Here is a 16,398-nt window from a genome sequence, read left to right as displayed (position 1 = left end):
CCGCCGCCGGCGGGCCGTCGTACGATGCCCGGCGTGACGCACGACGACGCTCCGCGACTGGCGGACCTCATGCCGTGGTCCGTCGCACCGCCGCGGCTCGGCCGGGCGTGGCCGGCGGCGCCCGACCCGGCGTCCCTGAAGGCCCGTTGGGCCGCGCTGACGAAGGCCGAGGGCCCGGACCGCGAGGCCCTGTTCCAGCCGACGCGCGCCCGCACCCCGCACACGGCGGTCGGGCAGTTGCCCGGACACGGCGGCGCCACGGGCCGGCTGCGCCACGCCCCGGGCCCGTGCCCGGAACCGGTGCGCATCCTCGCCGCCCCGTTCGACGAGCAGTGGCTGATCCCGGACCACCGGCTGATCGACACGGCCCGCCCTGAACTGTGGCGGGTGGCGGACGAGCACCAGGTGTTCGTGGTGGAGGCCCCGGGCCCCCCGTTCCTGCTGGCGACGTCGCTGTTCCCGGCGCTGCGCGCGGGCCGGGTCCGTCCCCTGTACCGCCGCCCGGGCGGCGGGGAGCCCAATCTGGCCCCGGGCCTGCTGGCGCACCTCGGCCACCGCGCCGGCCCGCTGGACTTCCTGGCCTGGACGCTGGCCGCCGTGCGGGCCGACCTCACCGTGCCGCTCCCCCGGGATCCCGAACTGTGGTCGCGGGGCGTCGAACGGGGTCACCGGATGCTGTGGCTGCTGCGCCGCGACGGTGAGCGCCCCAAACTCCCCGGCGGGCGCCGCCCCTACGTCCGCGCGCCGCTGCCCGCCTTCCCGCTCACCCTGCGCTACGACCGCGAGGAGGAGACGCTCCATCTGGACGAGGGCCGGATCGCGCCGGTTCCGCCGGAGGCGTGGGACTTCGCAGCGGGCGACACCCGGGTCCTTCAGCAGTGGTTCGCGCGGCGGACGGAGCCGGCCGAGCCGGGCACGCTCGCCGCGATCCGCCCGGCCGTCTGGCCACAGACGTGGACGTCGGAGCTGCTGGAGCTGATCACCGTGCTGGCCCTGCTGGCGGAGCTCGCGCCGCTGCGGGAGGAGCCGGCGCCGGCGGAGACGGTCACGGCGGCGGACCTGCGCGCGGCGGGCGTCCTCCCGGTCCCGGAGCGGGCCCGGCGTCCGGCGTCGGTCCTGGGCCACGGGGAAGAGGGCCCGGAAGGACAGCTGGCGCTGCTCTGAGCCGACCCGGCGGCGCCCGACGGGCCGGCGTGCATGACAAACCCGCGGGGCTGCCGTCATGATCCACCCCATGGACCAGCTCCCCGCGCCCCTGGAGGGCATCACCGTCGTCGCCGTCGAGCAGGCCGTCGCCGCCCCGTTCGCCACCCGGCAGCTGGCCGACCTCGGCGCCCGGGTGATCAAGGTGGAGCGGGTCGACGGCGGTGACTTCGCGCGTGGCTACGACACCGCCGCCCGCGGTCTCGCCTCGCACTTCGTGTGGTGCAACCGGGGCAAGGAGTCGGTCGCGCTGGACCTGAAGGACCCGCGCGGGCTGGACGTCGTACGGCGGCTGGTGGCCGGCGCGGACGTGTTCGTGCAGAACCTCGCGCAGGGGGCGGCGGCCCGGCTCGGCCTGGACGCGGCCGCCCTGTGCGCGCGGCATCCGCGGCTGGTCGCCGTGGACATCTCCGGTTACGGGGCGAGCGGCCCGTACGCGGACAAGCGGGCGTACGACATGCTCGTGCAGTGCGAGGCGGGGCTGGTGTCGGTGACGGGGACGCCGGAGCGGCCGGTGAAGGCGGGGATCCCGGCGGCCGACATCGCCGCGGGCATGTACGCGTTCTCGGGGGTGCTGGCGGCGCTGGTGCGGCGGGGTGTCACCGGGCGGGGCGGTCCGGTGGAGGTGTCGATGCTGGAGGCGCTGGCGGAGTGGATGGGCCATCCCCTGCATCACTCGATGCACGGCGGCGACGTCCCGGCCCGCACGGGTCTGGCGCACGCCGTGATCGCTCCCTACGACGCGTATCCGACGGCGGACGGCGGACGGGTGCTGCTGTCGGTGCAGAACGACCGCGAGTGGCGGCGGCTGGCCGAACAGGTCATCGGACGGCCGGAGTTGGGTTCGGATCCGCGGTACGCGACGAACGCGGAGCGGGTCGCCCGCCGGGAGCGCACGGACGCGCTGGTGGCGGGGGCGCTGGGCGTGCTGGACACCGACGAGGCGCTGGCCCGGCTGGAGGGCGCGGGCATCGCCTGCGCGCGTCTGCGGGACGTGCGTGAGCTGGCGGAGCATCCGCAGCTGGCGGCCCGCGAGCGGTGGCGGGAGGTGGACTCTCCGGCCGGACCGCTGCGGGCGCTGCTTCCTCCGATCACACTGCCGGGTGGGGCGGAGGCGCGGATGGGGGCCGTGCCCGCGCTCGGGGAGCACACCTCGGCGGTGCTGCGTGCCGTGGGGATGACGGACGAGGAGATCGCAGCGTTGCGCCGGGAGGGTGTGGCCGCCTGAGCGCGGGCCTCAGTGCTTGTTGCCGCCGAACAGCGAACGGCGCAGGCGGCGCAGCGGCGCGAAGAGCAGGACGCGGCTCACCCGGGCGCCCCGGGGGCTGCGCCGGGCCGGCTCACGGGCCGTCAGTTCGCGCATGAGCGAGGTCGCCTCGGCCGTCTCACGCTGCGGTATCGCGGGACCTCCCAGCACCGAGAGATGGCGGTCGAGCCGCGAACTGGTCGCGCTGCTCCCGCAGGTGACGGCAGGGACCCTCGCCCTGCTGCGCATCGTTATCTGTTCCATGTCACTCCCCACCCGTACGAGTCCACCCGGCCCGGGCAGGGTAACCCTATCGTCCCGGCGGGGCACACGTGTATCGCGGTCCCATGATTCACCTTCCCCGTAAGGGGGTTGACGATGCCTTTTCTGTCACTCTCCGAATCCGACCGATTTCAGGGTGAGTTGGACAACCGGCTGCGTGGTGGGCTGGGGCGATCCACCGTCCGGCTCGACGGTCACAGCGAGTGACGCCGAGGACGGGTCGAGGCCGGTGGCGACGAGGGGCGTGTCACCCTTGAAGAGGCCGAGGGAGCGCGGTTGCGCATGGGGGCGCATGACCCACAGCTGGTGCACCTGTCCGGTGGGAAGGCTTCCGTATCCGCTCAGCGTGACGATCGCCTCGCCGGTCGACGCGGAGGCGACCACCGCGATGGCGCCGCCCCGGGAGTCCTTGCCGCTGTTCGTCCGGGCGTCCGGGGCTGCGAGAACGTGGGCGATGTCACGCGCCTGGGTCCGTTCGGCGGTCAGCTGGTCCTGGGCGCGGTTCGCCTCGAAGGCGAAGAACGTGGCGGCCGCGACGGCGGCGACCGCGGTCACCGCGGCGAACGGCGCGAACACCGGCCGGCGCGCGCGGGGCGCACGGGTGCGCGGAGGCAGCGGCTGCGTGCCCCAGACGTGCGGTGGCAACTGCCCGGGCAGGCGCTGCTCGCGCACGGCGGCCGGTGCGGGATCCTGCGGGGTCGTCCGTACGGCGGCCAGCACCCGGTCGCGCATCGCGAGCGGCGGCGGAGCGGCGGCCGACCAGGCCAGCCGGACGGCGTCCTCGGCCAGTTCGCGCACCTCGGCGGTGCAGCGGTCACAGGTCTTCAGATGCTTCTCGAACCGGCGGCGCTCGTCGGGTTCCAGCGCGTCCAGGGCGTAGGGGGCGGCCAGCGAGTGCGGGTCGTCCCGGCGGAAGAGTCCGAGGAAACTCATGCGGCCCCTCCCAGGCAGTCGCGCAGCCGCGTGAGTCCGTCGCGCATACGGGTCTTGACGGTGCCGAGCGGCAGCGAGAGCCGTTCGGCGACCTCGCGGTAGGTGTAGCCGTCGTAGTAGGCGAGGGTGACGGACTGGCGCTGAAGGGCCGTCAGCCGGTTCAGGCAGCGGCGCACCCACTCGCGCTCCAGGCCCGCCTCCACCTCCTCGGTGACCTGGTCGAAGGCGGGATGGTGAGCCCGCTGGGCCTCGCGCTGCTCGCGTTCGCCGGCCGCGCGGGCGCTGCGCACCCGGTCGACGGCGCGCCGGTGGGCCAGGGTGAGGATCCACGACAGGGCGCTGCCCCGCCCGGGATCGAACCGCGCGGCGGACCGCCAGAGTTCCAGCAGCACTTCCTGACTCACCTCCTCCGACTGCGCCGGGTCCCGCACCACTCGCCGCACCAGACCGAACACCGGTCCGGACACCAGGGTGTAGAGCTGTTCGAATGCGTTCTGGTCGCCTCGCGCGACGAGCAGCAGCAGCTCGTCCGCCTCCATCCGGTCCCCCTCCCCGCGGCCACACCCGGACCGTCCCGTCATACCAGGCATTCGCAACGCACACACCTCCGGAGGAGGTACGTACGCGGAGCCCGAAAACGCGGGTGAGCAGGAAAGAAAAAGTTTTTCGGCTTCGACCAATCCGATCGGGCCCTCCGCTCCGTATAGCTCTCCGTCAGGCAAGTTGGGACAGAGGACGGACGGCATGACAGGTAACTCCAGGAGCGGCTCCGGACGCAGGGGCGTCGCGACCCTCATATGCGGTGCTCTCGCCGCCGGAGGGCTCACGGCCGCCGGCGTGGCCGCGCTCGCGCCGGGGGAGGCCGCCGCCTCCAGCCACCGGGAGGCGCCGCTCATCTCCAGCACCCCGCAGTACGACAACACCGACGTGTACGCGTTCGTCAGCCCGGACCACCCGGACACGACGACGATCGTCGCGAACTGGGTCCCGTTCGAGGAGCCCGCCGGCGGCCCGAACTTCTTCCCGTTCGCCGAGGACGCCCAGTACGACCTCCGCATCGACAGCGACGGCGATGCGCGTGAGGACCTGGTGTTCCGGTACACCTTCAAGACGCATGTGAAGAACAAGAAGACGTTCCTGTACAACACGGGCACGGTCGAGAGCCTCAACGACCCGGACCTGAACGTCACCCAGTCGTACGACCTCGAGCTGATCAAGCTCAAGAAGGGCAAGGTCCAGCACAAGACCAAGCTCGCGGACGACGTGCCGGTCGCGCCGTCGAACGTCGGCAAGGCGTCGATGCCGAACTACGCCAAGCTGCGCGAGCAGGCGGTGTACAAGCTCCACAACGGCGCGAAGACGTTCGCCGGCCAGGCCGACGACCCGTTCTTCCTGGACCTGCGCGTCTTCGACCTGCTGTACGGCGGGAACCTCTCCGAGGTCGGCAACGACACGCTCAAGGGCTACAACGTCAACTCCATCGCCCTCCAGGTCCCGAACGACCTGATCACCGAGGCCAAGCACCAGCCGATCGTGGGCATCTGGTCGACCACGCAGCGCGAGAACGCCGAGGGCTACTACTCCCAGGTGTCCCGCCTGGGCATGCCGCTGGTGAACGAGGTCGTCAACCCCATCAAGGACAAGGACAAGTTCAACGCGTCCGTGCCGAAGGACGACGGCCAGTTCCTGAAGAACGTCACCAACCCCGAGCTGCCCAAGCTCATCGAGGCGATCTACAAGATCAAGGCGCCGGCCGAGCCGCGCAACGACCTCGTCGACGTGTTCCTCAAGGGCGTCAAGGGCCTCAACCAGCCTCCGTACGTGACGCCTTCGGAGCAGCTGCGGCTCAACACCTCGATCAAGCCGACCGCCAGCCCCAAGCGGCTGGGCGTGCTCGACGGTGACAACGCGGGCTTCCCGAACGGGCGCCGGCTCACCGACGACGTGATCGACGCGGCGCTGCAGGTCGTCGAGGGCGAGCTGCTGGGCGCGAAGAACGACCTCGGTGACGCGGTCGACAAGAACGACAAGTCGTTCGAGAAGGCCTTCCCCTACGTCGCGCTGCCGACCGAGGGTTCGCGCGGCGCGGTCGCCAAGGGCACCGGCAACGACGTCCGCAACCAGCTCGGCGACGCCCTCACGGGCACCTCGGACAGCGACACCGGCATGATCGCCCTCTCCGCGGGCGCCGGAGCGATCGGTGTCCTGCTCATCGGCGGCGGCCTGATGTGGTGGCGCCGGCCGCGGGGCCGTCGCGCCTACTGAGCCCTGACGGGCCAGGTCCCTTCTGACCGGGCCGGGGAGAAACCTGCGCTCCCCGGCCCCACCCCCCACCGACTGGTGCGGCCCGCGTACTCATCCCCCACGGCGCGGGCCGCGCCACCAGCAGGCTGTTCCACCCCAGGCGACCTAGGAGAGGGCATGTCCCCGCGTACCAACGACGGCGAACCGGAGCGCGAGCTAGCGCGTACCGGCCAGGACCACGACTCCGAGGCCGCCTCCACGACTTCGCAGGGGACGCCCGCCCCGGAGGGGACGACTCCTGAGCCTGCCGCCGAGGCGGCGCGGGCGGCGGCTCCCCCGGTGGCTGAGGACGGCGTCGCCGCCGAGGCCGACGGGGACGTCGACGTGCGGGTCGCCGCCGTTCGCCGGGTGGCCGCCGCCGGGCGGCGGTGGCGGTCGGTGCAGCTGGGGGCGTGCGCCGCGATGCTGGCCGTCGCGATGACCGCCGGCGCGATCGCCTTCGGGGCCGCGCGGGACCGCGACAGCGTGCCGGTCGTCGCGGCCGCCGCCGTCTCGCCGGGACTGCTCGCCGGCGGGGACATCGACGCCGGCATCACCGCGCTTCAGGCTCACCTGCGCGCCCAGCCGAAGGACTTCGGCAGCTGGGCCACCCTCGGGCTGGCCTACGTCGAGCAGGCCCGCACCAAGGGCGACCCCTCCCGCTACCCGCAGGCCGAGAAGGCCCTCGACCGCTCCCTGGAGCTGCGGTCCGACAACGACCAGGCCCTCGCCGGCCGGGCCGCCCTCGCCGCCGCCCGCCATGACTTCCCCGGCGCGCTGAAGTACGCCGACCAGGCGCTGGAGCACAACCCCTACAACGAACGCGCCCTGTGCTCCCGTGTCGACGCGCTCGTCGAGCTCGGCCGGTACGAGGAGGCCGGGAAGGCCGCCGTGACCGCCGACGGACGGCGCCCGGGCATACCGGTGTTCACCCGCTACGCCTACGTCCACGAGCTGCGCGGCGACGTCGCCACCGCGCGCCGGGTCCTGGAGCGCGCGCTGAAGGCGGCGAGCTCGCCCGGCGACATCGCCTACGTCTCCGCCCAGCTCGGCCAACTCGTATGGAACCAGGGCGACTACGACGGCGCCCTCGCCTACTACGCCCGCGCCCTCGCAGCCGACGAGAACTACCTCCCGGCGCTGGAGGGCCGGGCCCGCGCCCAGGCGGCGAGCGGCCGGCCGGCCGAGGCGGTCAAGGGCCTGGAGCAGGTCGTCGCCCGCTTCCCGCTGCCCGGCCCGCTCGTCGAACTGGGCGAGCTGTACGAGACCCGGGGCGACGCGGCGAAGGCCGAGGACCAGTTCACCCTCGTCGACGCCTGGACCGCCCTCGCCCGCGCCAACGGCGTCAACGCCGACCTGGACACCGCGCTCGCCGCCGCCGACCACGGCGACAAGGCGGCGGCGCTGCGCGCGGCCCGGGCGGAGTGGGACCGCCGCCGCACGGTGCACACCGCGGACGCCCTCGCCTGGGCGCTGCACGTCAACGGCAAGGACGCCGAGGCCCTGCCCTACGCCCGGCAGGCCACGGCCACCGGCTACCGCAACGCGGCCTTCCTGTACCACCGGGGCATGATCGAGCGCGCCACGGGCCACGCCGCGGACGCCCGCGCCCACCTCTCGGCGGCGCTGAAGCTCAACCCGGGATTCTCCGCCGAGGGCGCCCGCGAGGCGCGTGCGGCACTGAAGACGCTGGAGGCGGACAAGTGAAAACCCGTCGTCCGTTCGCCTCCTGCGCAGCCGTCCTGACGGCCGGCTGCGCGCTCGCGCTGCTCCCTTCCGGCAGCGCGAGCGCCCACCCCCTGGGCAACTTCACCGTCAACCGCTACGACGGTCTCGTCGTCGCCCCGGGCGAGCTCCGCGTCGACCACGTCGAGGACCTCGCCGAGATCCCCGCGACCCAGGCGAAGCCGGACGTCGAGCGGCTCGGCATGACCGAGTGGGCCAGGCAGCGCTGCGCGACCGCCGCCAAGGACAGCGGACTCACCGTCGACGGCCGTGCGGTCCCCCTCACGGCCGGCGCCGCCAAGGCGGTCGCACGGCCGGGTCAGGCCGGGCTGGACACCCTCCGCGTGCAGTGCCGGCTGACGGCCCCGCTGCCCGAGGACGCGACGGTCTCCCTCGCCTTCCACGGCGCGGGCGGCTCCACCGGCCCCGGCTGGCGCGAGATCACCGCGCGCGGCGACCGTATGACGCTCACCGGCTCCGATGTGCCGGCCGAGTCGAACTCGAAGGAACTCACCGAGTACCCGCAGGAGTTGCTCTCCTCGCCCGCCGACACCGCGACCGCGTCCCTGCGGGTGCGGCCCGGCGGCGCCGCCCTCGCCGCCGCCGAGGACCGTGACGCGCCCGCCGCGTCCGTCCTGCCGCGCGGCGCCGACCGCTGGACCCGGGCCCTGGACGACCTGGTGGCCCGACAGGACCTGACCGTCGGCTTCGCCGCGCTCGCCCTGCTCCTCGCGATCGTCCTCGGCGCGATGCACGCGGTGGCCCCGGGCCACGGCAAGACCATCATGGCCGCGACCGCGGCCGCCCGGGGTGGCAAGGCCCGGATGAAGGACGTCCTGCCCCTGGCCGCTTCGGTGACGGTCACCCACACCCTGGGCGTGGTCGCCCTCGGCGTCCTGGTGACGGCCGGGTCGGCCGCCGCGCCGTCGGTGATCGCCTGGCTCGGCCTGGCGAGCGGCGCGCTCGTGTTGTTCGCGGGCGGCACCCTCGTACGCCGTGCCTGGCACAACCGCCGCCACGGCGGCGGGCACTCCCACTCCCACGGCGGCCACGGGCACACGCACGACCACGGGCACGGGCATTCCCACGGGCACGACCACGCGCACGGGCACAGTCACTCGCACGAGCCCGCCGAGGCGCCCGCGCGGCAGCTCGCCCTGGTCGGCTCCACCACCGACGGGACCTCCACCGAGGGGACGACCGCCGGGCACAGCCACCACGAGCACGACCACGGTCATGACCACACTCACGACCACGACCACACTCATGACCACGACCACAGTCATGGTCACAGCCACCGGACGCACACCCACACCCACGGCGGTTTCACGCACTCCCACGACATCGCGCCCACCCTGCGCGGCACGATCCTCCTCGGCTTCGCCGGGGGGCTCGTGCCCAGCCCGTCCGCCGTCGTCGTGCTGGTCGGCGCCGCGGCGCTCGGGCACGCCTGGTTCGGGCTGCTGCTCGTCGTCGCCTACGGCGTCGGCCTCGCGCTGACCCTCACCGCCGCCGGGTTCGCCGTCGTCAGGATGGGCTCGGGCGCGGCCCGGTTGCTGGACCGCAGCCCGCGCTGGATGACGCACCCCGTCGCGGCGCTGGTCCGCCGCAACATGCCGCTGTGGTCCGCGCTGGTCGTCGTCGCCCTCGGGATCGGACTCGTGCTCAAGGGGGCCGCATCCGTCGTCGCCTGAGCTAGTTTGTGGAGGTGGCGGAGGTTTCGGCCGTGATGCGAAGGGGGCGCGGTGTCCGAAGAGCCGGGCGGTGAACGGCTGATCGCGGGCCGGTACCGGTTGCTGTCGCCGCTCGGCGAGGGCGGCATGGGCACGGTGTGGCGGGCGCGGGACGAGGTGCTGCACCGCGAGGTCGCGGTCAAGGAGGTGCGCGCGCCCGCCGGGCTCGCCGGCTCCGACGTGGAGCGGATGTACGCCCGGCTGGAGCGCGAGGCCTGGGCCGCGGCCCGGGTCGCGAACCGGAACGTGGTGACGGTGTACGACGTGGCCACGCAGGACGGCCGGCCGTGGATCGTCATGGAGCTGGTGCGAGGCATCTCGCTGGCCGAACTGCTGGACGCCGAAGGGCCGTTGGAGCCCGCGCGGGTCGCGCACATCGGGGCCGAGGTGCTGGCCGCGCTGCGGGCGGCGCACGAGGCGGGAGTGCTGCACCGGGACGTGAAGCCGGCCAACGTGCTGATGTCGAACGACGGCCGGGTGGTGCTCACCGACTTCGGCATCGCCTCGGTCGAGGGCACCTCGGCGATCACGATGACGGGCGAGGTCATCGGCTCCCCCGAGTTCCTCGCGCCGGAGCGCGCGCTGGGGCGTACGCCGGGGCCCGAGTCGGACCTGTGGTCGCTGGGCGTGCTGATGTACGCGGCGGTGGAGGGGAACTCCCCGTTCCGTCAGAACACCCCGCTGAGCACGCTGCGCGCGATCGTCGACGAGGAGCTGCCGCCGCCGCACCGGGCGGGCCCGCTCGCCCCGGTGATCGAGGGGCTGTTGCGCAAGGACCCGGGAGAGCGGCTGCCGGCCGCCGACGCCGAGCGGGAGCTGCGGGTCGTCGCCGCGGGCGGCGCGCCCCGGCCGGGCGCCCGCCCGACGACGGCCGCCGGGCCGCTCGCATCGGGGCGCACGGAGTCCTTCGCGCAGTCGCAGTCGCCGTCGCCCGCGGACCGTTTCCCGCCGTCGCGGCCGACCCCGCCGTGGACGGGTTCCGACACGACCTCGCAGACCGACCCGGAACGCGGCCGGCGTGCCGCCTTCGTGCTCGTCGCGGGGGTCGCGGCGCTGGCGCTGGGGGTCGGCGGTCTGACGTACGCGCTGCTGAACAAGGACGGCGACGGCGACGGCACCGGCGGGGACGTCACGGTCAGTCAGTCGCAGGGGGTTTCCCCGACGCCCGAGAAGAGCGCGACGGGGAGCGGCGCGAAGCCCTCGCCGAGCCCCAGTCCGAGCGCGAGCGAGACGGAGAGCGAGAGCTCCCCGAGCGCGGAGCCGGCGCAGTCCGTCACGGTGAACGTGACCGGCGCGCACACGGAGTACACCGGCTCCTGCCCGCCGCCGGACGACTCCGCCCCGGCCTTCACGGCCACGTTCAAGGTCGGGCGGCTGCCGGCGACGGTGTCGTACCGCTGGGTGTCGAAGGAGGGCGAACTGTCCGGTCAGACCTGGAAGACGCTCGACTTCCCGTCGGGGGGCGGGAAGTCGAAGCAGGACAAGGTGGTCGTGTCGACGTCCGTGCGGAGCGGGACGCGGCAGAACGCGATCGGCGTGGAGGTGCGCGACCCGGTCGCCGTCACCTCCGACTACGTGCCGTTCTCGGTGACCTGCGAGACGGAGGCCCCGCCGTCCGGGACCTCCCCCTCGCCCTCGTCCACCGAGTAGCACCGGGCGGCGCCGAGCGGGTCAGGCGGCGCCGCCGAGAGCCGGCAGGTAGCCGCCCGACTGACCGGACGCGGTCGGGTGGTAGGACTCGCCGATGTTGAGCCAGTTGACGCTGTGCAGCCAGGAGCCGCCGGAGCAGATCTCATGGCCGGCGAACGACGTGCGGACGTCGCCGAAGACGAAGCCGTGGGCGGCGGCGCGCCGGGCGATCGCGGCGTCCAGGTGGTCGGCGGCCTTGTTGATGGCGGCGCGCTTGGTCTCCGACAGGCCGAGGCAGGCGGTGCCGAGCCTGTAGAAGCGGGGGTAACCGAGCACGACGACGCGTGCGTTGGGGGCCTTGGAGCGGATGGCCGAGTAGACGCTGTCGAGTTTGCCGGGGAGCGTTGCGTCGACGTACGCCCGCGCGGTGTCGATCCGGGCGACGCAGGTGCTGTCGGAGCTGGTCACACACGTCGTCATGACGTCGGCGAATCCGGCGTCGTTGCCGCCGACGGTGACGGAGACCAGCCCGGTCGAGGCGTTGAGCGGACCGAGCTGCCCGGCGAGAACATCACCCGTTCGAGCGCCCGAGCAGGCGGTGAAGGCGAACGACGAGGGTGAGTGGGCGGCGTTCCACAGGTACGGGAACGCCTTGCTGCTGCGCTTGCAGGAGCCGCTGGAGCTGACGTAGGACCCGGCGCCGACGCCGGAGGAGTAGGAGTCGCCGAGCGCCACATAGCCGCCGTTCGGGGCGAGTCGGGACGCGTGCGCCGCGGTGGCCCCGGTGAGGGCGGTGACGGCGGCGAGGAGGAGTGAGCTCGCGAATACGACAAGTCGGGAACGTCTCATGGAACCTCCCTTTAGCAGGATCTCTGCCACAACCGTCGTACCAACTGCGCGTGTTGACGGGAAGTGTCCATGCCAATCCAGTCGGCGGCCCCGGGGGCGGCCAAAGGAACAAAAAGGTGAGTCTCCTCCCAGGTCTTGCCATACAGGCGCAATCGTCAATACCGTCAGACATCTCACCCGCATCGGACCGTCAGCAAGCGGCTCTGGGGCGCGTTCGCCACACGCCCCATGGGGAGGGCTCAAGGAACGCGGTGGTGTGTCCGGCGCGGGGCGCGGCAGGGGGGTGCCGTGCTCGGTGAGCGCACTTGTCATCGGGCCGTGCCGCGCAGGTCGGTTCGCCGTTCTCCGGAGCCGGCCGGCAATGCCAGCTCACCCGGCGTGCGCGGGGAAGTCCCCCGCCACGGAGCGCCGTGGGGCGGCGGAGAGGTCTTCCGTCCTGCCGTGCGGCCGCGGGTGGGAACCAACCCCCCTTTCGAACCGGACGTGAATCCGGGCCGCCCGGGGGAGGGCGGCCCACCGGACGAGAGGGACCTCAAGTCATGAGTTCCGTTCTGCAGCCGGCGACACCGGGCCAGGATCACGAGGCCCCGCCCGCCGCCGGCGTCTACCGGCCCGTCTCCTCTCACCTGGCCATCGCGCCGCCGGTGAGCGTGGTCATCCCCGCGATGAACGAGGCCGAGAACCTCCCGTACGTCTTCAAGACGCTGCCCGGCTGGGTCCACGAAGTGGTCCTCGTCGACGGCAACTCCACCGACGACACCATCGCCGTCGCCCGCGCTCTGTGGCCCGGCGTCAAGGTCGTGGAGCAGCGGGGCCGGGGCAAGGGCGACGCCCTGATCACCGGCTTCGGGGCGTGCACCGGCGACATCATCGTGATGGTCGACGCGGACGGCTCCGCCGACGGCAACGAGATCGTCTCCTACGTCTGCGCGCTGGTCTCCGGCGCGGACTTCGCCAAGGGCTCCCGCTTCGCCAACGGCGGCGGGACCGACGACATGACCTTCGTGCGCCGGCTCGGCAACCGGGCGTTGTGCGCCGTCGTCAACCGCAAGTTCGGGGCCCGGTACACCGACCTGTGCTACGGCTACAACGCCTTCTGGCGGCATTGCCTGGACCGCATCGACCTCGACTGCACCGGCTTCGAGGTGGAGACCCTGATGAACATCCGGGTCGTCAAGGCGGGACTGAGGGTGCAGGAGATACCCAGCCACGAGTACCTGCGCATCCACGGCGTCAGCAACCTGCGGGCCGTGCGCGACGGACTTCGGGTGCTGCGGGTGATCCTCCGGGAGCGGTCCAACCGGCGGGCGCTGCGCCGCAGAGGCCGCCACCGGTCGCCGATGCTCGACTCGGTGCTCGACCCGGTGCTCGACCCGCTCGCGGGAGAGATCTCTTGAGCGGGCCCGGCGTCTCCGTGGTCGTCTGCGCGTACACCGAGGACCGCTGGGACGACATCCTCGCGGCGGTCGCCTCGGTACGCGCGCAGAGCCGGCCGGCGCTGGAGACCGTGCTGGTCGTCGACCACAACCAGGCGCTGACGGACCGCCTGACCGAGGAGTTCGCGAGCGCCGGGTCCCGGGCGGCGGACGGCGAGGTGCGGGTACTGTCCAACTCCGGCCCGCGCGGCCTGTCGGCCGGCCGCAACACCGGCGTCGCGGCCGCGCGCGGCGACGTCATCGCCTTCCTCGACGACGACGCCGTCGCCGAACGCGACTGGCTGCGCTGGTTCGCCGCCGGCTACGACGATCCGCGTGTGATGGCCGTGGGCGGGCTGACGCTGCCCGTGTGGGCCTCCGGGCGACGGCCCGTCTGGTTCCCCGAGGAGTTCGACTGGGTGGTGGGCTGCTCCTACCGGGGCCTGCCGCCCGGCCGGGTCCGGGTGCGCAACGTCCTCGGCGGCAACGCCTCGTTCCGGCGTACGGCGTTCGACCTGGCGGGCGGCTTCGCGACCGGCATCGGACGCGACGGGGACAGGCGCCCGCTGGGCGGGGAGGAGACGGAGCTGTGCATCCGGCTCAGCCGCGCCCGGCCGGACGCGATCCTGCTGGTGGACGACCGCGCGGTCATCCACCACAAGGTGCCCGAGGCCCGCGAGCGCTTCGCCTACTTCCGATCCCGGACCTACGCCGAGGGTCTGTCCAAAGCCCTCGTCGCCCGCAGCGTGGGCGCGGCCAAGGGGCTGGAGTCTGAACGCCGGTACACCACCCGCGTACTCCCGTCCGGCGTGGCCCGTGGGCTGCGCGACGCCGCTCTGGCCCGCCGAGGCGGCGCCCGCAGGGCAGCAGCCATCATCACCGGCACCCTGATAGCAGCAGCGGGCTACGCAGCGGGCACAACCCATCTGGCCGCGGGCAGTCGTGCGGCTGCGGCGATGGGGGTCCCCCCGCTCGAGCGCAGCCGGGAGTGGGGGAGGGTGGGCGCAGCGGCACCCGCGCAAGCCGCGGAAGGTTCCCGCCCCGCTCGCACCGGCACCGGCACCGGCACCGGACAGGAGGCCGCCGGATGACCGCACCCGGGGTACCCGTCCTCATGTACCACTCGGTCTCAGCCGACCCGACCGACGCCACCCGCACCCTCTCCGTCTCGCCGAAAGCCTTCACCGAGCACCTCACCCTGATCGCGGAGCGAGGCCTCACCCCCATGACCACCGCCGACCTCGCCACCCGCTGGCGCACCGCCCGCCCCCTCCCCCACCGCCCCGTACTCCTCACCTTCGACGACGGCTACGAGGGCGTGCACCGCCACGCCCTCCCCGCCCTGGCGGAACACGGCTTCCCCGCCACCCTGTTCGTGTCCACCGGCTGGCTCCGCGGCGACCACGACACCGGCGCCGGGCCGGACACCATGCTCGACTGGCCGCAGGTGCGCGAACTGGCCGCCGCAGGCGTCGAGATCGGCGGCCACAGTCACACCCACCCGCAGCTCGACCAGCTCGACGACACCGCGCTGCACACGGAACTGACCCGCTGCCGGGACCTCGTCGCCGACGAGCTGGGCGTCCCGCCGGTGTCGTTCGCCTACCCCTACGGCTACTCCAGCCGCCGGGTGCGCACCGCCGTGCGGCAGCACGGGTTCGCCCAGGCGCTCGCCGTGGGCAACTCCCTCGCCCGCCGCGCGCAGGGCCCCTACGCCCTGCGCCGGGTGACGGTACGGCGGGACACGGACGCCGGGGAGTTCGTACGGCTCCTCGACGGCCGGGCCGTCGCCCGCGTCTTCGCCCGGGACCGCGCGCTCACCAAGGGTTACGCGATGGTGCGCGGCGCCCGCCGGATGTGCCGCAGGGCGGCGGGCGTCCTCGGGTGAGCGGCCGGACGAATCCGACACACCGGCGCGCAGCACGGAAACCGGGTGCACACGGGCCCGGTGTGCCGGATCATGGCGTCCATGTCCGCGCACCCACACGACGCTCTGCCGATCCGGCTCACCGTCGACGACTCCGACTCCCCGTCCGACGTCGTCGACGCGCTGTTCCTCGGCCGCTTCGCGACGGGCGAGCAGCCTTACTCGCACGCGGCGAACATCGACCGCGTGCGCTCCGGCGCGAACCTGATCCCGTCGGACGCGCGCGTGCTGCGCGTGGCCCGCGACGACGACCGCAGCGCGACCCTCGCCGAGGGCGAGGGCTGGACGCTGCTGGTGTCCCGCTGGAACCGGGGCGCCGACGTCACGGTCACCGCGACCAGCCCCGAACTGGCCGCCAGGGTGCTCAGCGAGGCCACGGACGGCGCGGCCGACGAGCCCGAGCCGCAGCCCGAGAACGTGACGATGGGCTTCTGGTACGTGTCCCCGCGGCGCGGCCCGCACCGGACGACGCGTCAGATCTCCGCCGGCACCTGGGAGGAGGTCCGGCACAACTACACCGCCCCGGTCGCGGACGCGATGGACCGTCTGATGACGACGACCCCGCAGGACATCGCCGGCCGGCTGCTGCTCCTGCACGGCCCGCCCGGCACGGGCAAGACCTCCGCGCTGCGCACCCTGGCCCGTTCCTGGCGGGAGTGGTGCCAGGTGGACTGCGTGCTCGACCCGGAGCGGCTGTTCTCCGACGTCGGCTATCTGATGGACATCGCGATCGGCGAGGAGGACGGCCCCGGCAAGGGCCGCTGGCGGCTGCTCCTGCTGGAGGACTGCGACGAACTGATCCGCGGCGAGGCCAAGCACACCGCCGGCCAGGCGCTGTCCCGGCTGCTGAACCTGACCGACGGTCTGCTGGGCCAGGGGCGCAACGTCCTGGTCGGCGTCACCACCAACGAGGACCTGGAGCGTCTGCACCCGGCCGTCGTCCGCCCCGGCCGCTGCCTGGCCCGGATCGAGGTCGGTCCGCTGACCCGCCCGGAGGCGGTGGCGTGGCTGGGCTCCGAGGAGGGCGTCGGCCGTGAGGGCGCGACCCTGGCGGAGCTGTACGCGCTGCGCCGGGGCACGTCCCCGACGTCGCTTCCGGAGCCGCGCGGCGGGGCGGACGCGGGGCTGTACCTGTGAGTGCTGCGACCGGCCCCGTGATGCTTTGATGGGGTT

14 protein-coding genes are annotated in these 16,398 nt (G+C 73.5%); 10 read left to right on the top strand and 4 right to left on the bottom strand.

The genetic code is table 11. The annotated features are described in order from the left end of the window. The first annotated feature begins 24 nt into the window (after positions 1–24). Both EV567_RS25565 and EV567_RS25560 read left to right on the top strand, forming a co-directional pair. On the top strand, positions 25–1,164 hold the full coding sequence (locus EV567_RS25565) for a type ISP restriction/modification enzyme (protein WP_130444085.1): 1,140 nt from the start codon (positions 25–27) through the stop codon (positions 1,162–1,164). 70 nt (positions 1,165–1,234) lie between these two features. Continuing rightward, positions 1,235–2,431 carry a CaiB/BaiF CoA-transferase family protein gene (locus EV567_RS25560; protein WP_130444083.1) on the top strand — a complete coding sequence of 399 codons (1,197 nt, stop codon included), beginning with the start codon at positions 1,235–1,237 and terminating at the stop codon, positions 2,429–2,431. Between the two features lie 9 nt (positions 2,432–2,440). Here EV567_RS25560 and EV567_RS25555 read toward each other — a convergent pair whose 3' ends face one another. The 3 genes from EV567_RS25555 to EV567_RS25545 form a co-directional block, all read right to left on the bottom strand. Continuing rightward, positions 2,441–2,713 (bottom strand): hypothetical protein, encoded by a 273-nt coding sequence (locus tag EV567_RS25555; RefSeq protein ID WP_130444081.1) that lies wholly within the window; start codon positions 2,711–2,713, stop codon positions 2,441–2,443. Positions 2,714–2,839: 126 nt separating this feature from the next. Then, complete coding sequence (locus EV567_RS25550) at positions 2,840–3,664, bottom strand: anti-sigma factor domain-containing protein (protein WP_130444079.1); 825 nt, start codon at positions 3,662–3,664, stop codon at positions 2,840–2,842. Then, entirely contained in the window at positions 3,661–4,203 is a 543-nt protein-coding gene (locus EV567_RS25545) for a sigma-70 family RNA polymerase sigma factor (protein ID WP_130444077.1), read from the bottom strand. The genes EV567_RS25550 and EV567_RS25545 overlap by 4 nt, the downstream gene beginning before the upstream one ends. Positions 4,204–4,408: 205 nt before the next feature. Here EV567_RS25545 and EV567_RS25540 point away from each other — a divergent pair, with 205 nt between their 5' ends. The 4 genes from EV567_RS25540 to EV567_RS25525 all read left to right on the top strand — a co-directional run bounded on the left by EV567_RS25540 (position 4,409) and on the right by EV567_RS25525 (position 11,055). Beyond that, complete coding sequence (locus EV567_RS25540; protein ID WP_130444075.1) at positions 4,409–5,929, top strand: DUF4331 domain-containing protein; 1,521 nt, start codon at positions 4,409–4,411, stop codon at positions 5,927–5,929. Positions 5,930–6,085: 156 nt separating this feature from the next. Further along, the gene (locus tag EV567_RS25535) at positions 6,086–7,654 is read left to right on the top strand and encodes a tetratricopeptide repeat protein (RefSeq protein ID WP_130444073.1); all 1,569 of its coding nucleotides are present in this window, start codon (positions 6,086–6,088) and stop codon (positions 7,652–7,654) included. Then, positions 7,651–9,366, top strand: coding sequence for a nickel transporter (locus tag EV567_RS25530; protein WP_130444071.1), 1,716 nt, complete (start codon positions 7,651–7,653; stop codon positions 9,364–9,366). The genes EV567_RS25535 and EV567_RS25530 overlap by 4 nt, the downstream gene beginning before the upstream one ends. Before the next feature lie 51 nt (positions 9,367–9,417). Next, the gene (locus EV567_RS25525) at positions 9,418–11,055 is read left to right on the top strand and encodes a serine/threonine-protein kinase (protein ID WP_130444069.1); all 1,638 of its coding nucleotides are present in this window, start codon (positions 9,418–9,420) and stop codon (positions 11,053–11,055) included. Between the two features lie 21 nt (positions 11,056–11,076). On the opposite strand, the gene EV567_RS25520 is transcribed toward EV567_RS25525, so the two are convergent. Further along, a complete protein-coding gene (locus EV567_RS25520) occupies positions 11,077–11,883 on the bottom strand; it encodes an SGNH/GDSL hydrolase family protein (protein WP_130444067.1) in 807 nt (268 codons plus the stop codon). A gap of 539 nt (positions 11,884–12,422) precedes the next feature. On the opposite strand from EV567_RS25520, the gene EV567_RS25515 reads away from it, so the two are divergent. The 4 genes from EV567_RS25515 (at position 12,423) to EV567_RS25500 (ending at position 16,362) form a co-directional block, all read left to right on the top strand. Next, positions 12,423–13,280, top strand: a complete 858-nt coding sequence (locus tag EV567_RS25515; RefSeq protein ID WP_130444065.1) for a glycosyltransferase family 2 protein — start codon at positions 12,423–12,425, stop codon at positions 13,278–13,280. Next, positions 13,277–14,389, top strand: coding sequence for a glycosyltransferase family 2 protein (locus tag EV567_RS25510; RefSeq protein WP_130444063.1), 1,113 nt, complete (start codon positions 13,277–13,279; stop codon positions 14,387–14,389). Before EV567_RS25515 ends, EV567_RS25510 begins: the two co-directional genes overlap by 4 nt. Beyond that, positions 14,386–15,186: a polysaccharide deacetylase family protein gene (locus EV567_RS25505; protein WP_130444061.1), complete on the top strand. Its 801-nt coding sequence runs from the start codon at positions 14,386–14,388 to the stop codon at positions 15,184–15,186. The genes EV567_RS25510 and EV567_RS25505 overlap by 4 nt, the downstream gene beginning before the upstream one ends. Before the next feature lie 81 nt (positions 15,187–15,267). Then, positions 15,268–16,362, top strand: a complete 1,095-nt coding sequence (locus EV567_RS25500) for a DUF5925 domain-containing protein (protein ID WP_130444059.1) — start codon at positions 15,268–15,270, stop codon at positions 16,360–16,362. Positions 16,363–16,398 lie beyond the last annotated feature (36 nt).

The sequence above is a fragment of the Streptomyces sp. BK239 genome, from assembly GCF_004217285.1.
GTDB lineage: Bacteria > Actinomycetota > Actinomycetes > Streptomycetales > Streptomycetaceae > Streptomyces.
Note: the sequence above shows the minus strand (reverse complement) of the source record. Positions and strands in the feature narration are given on the sequence as shown.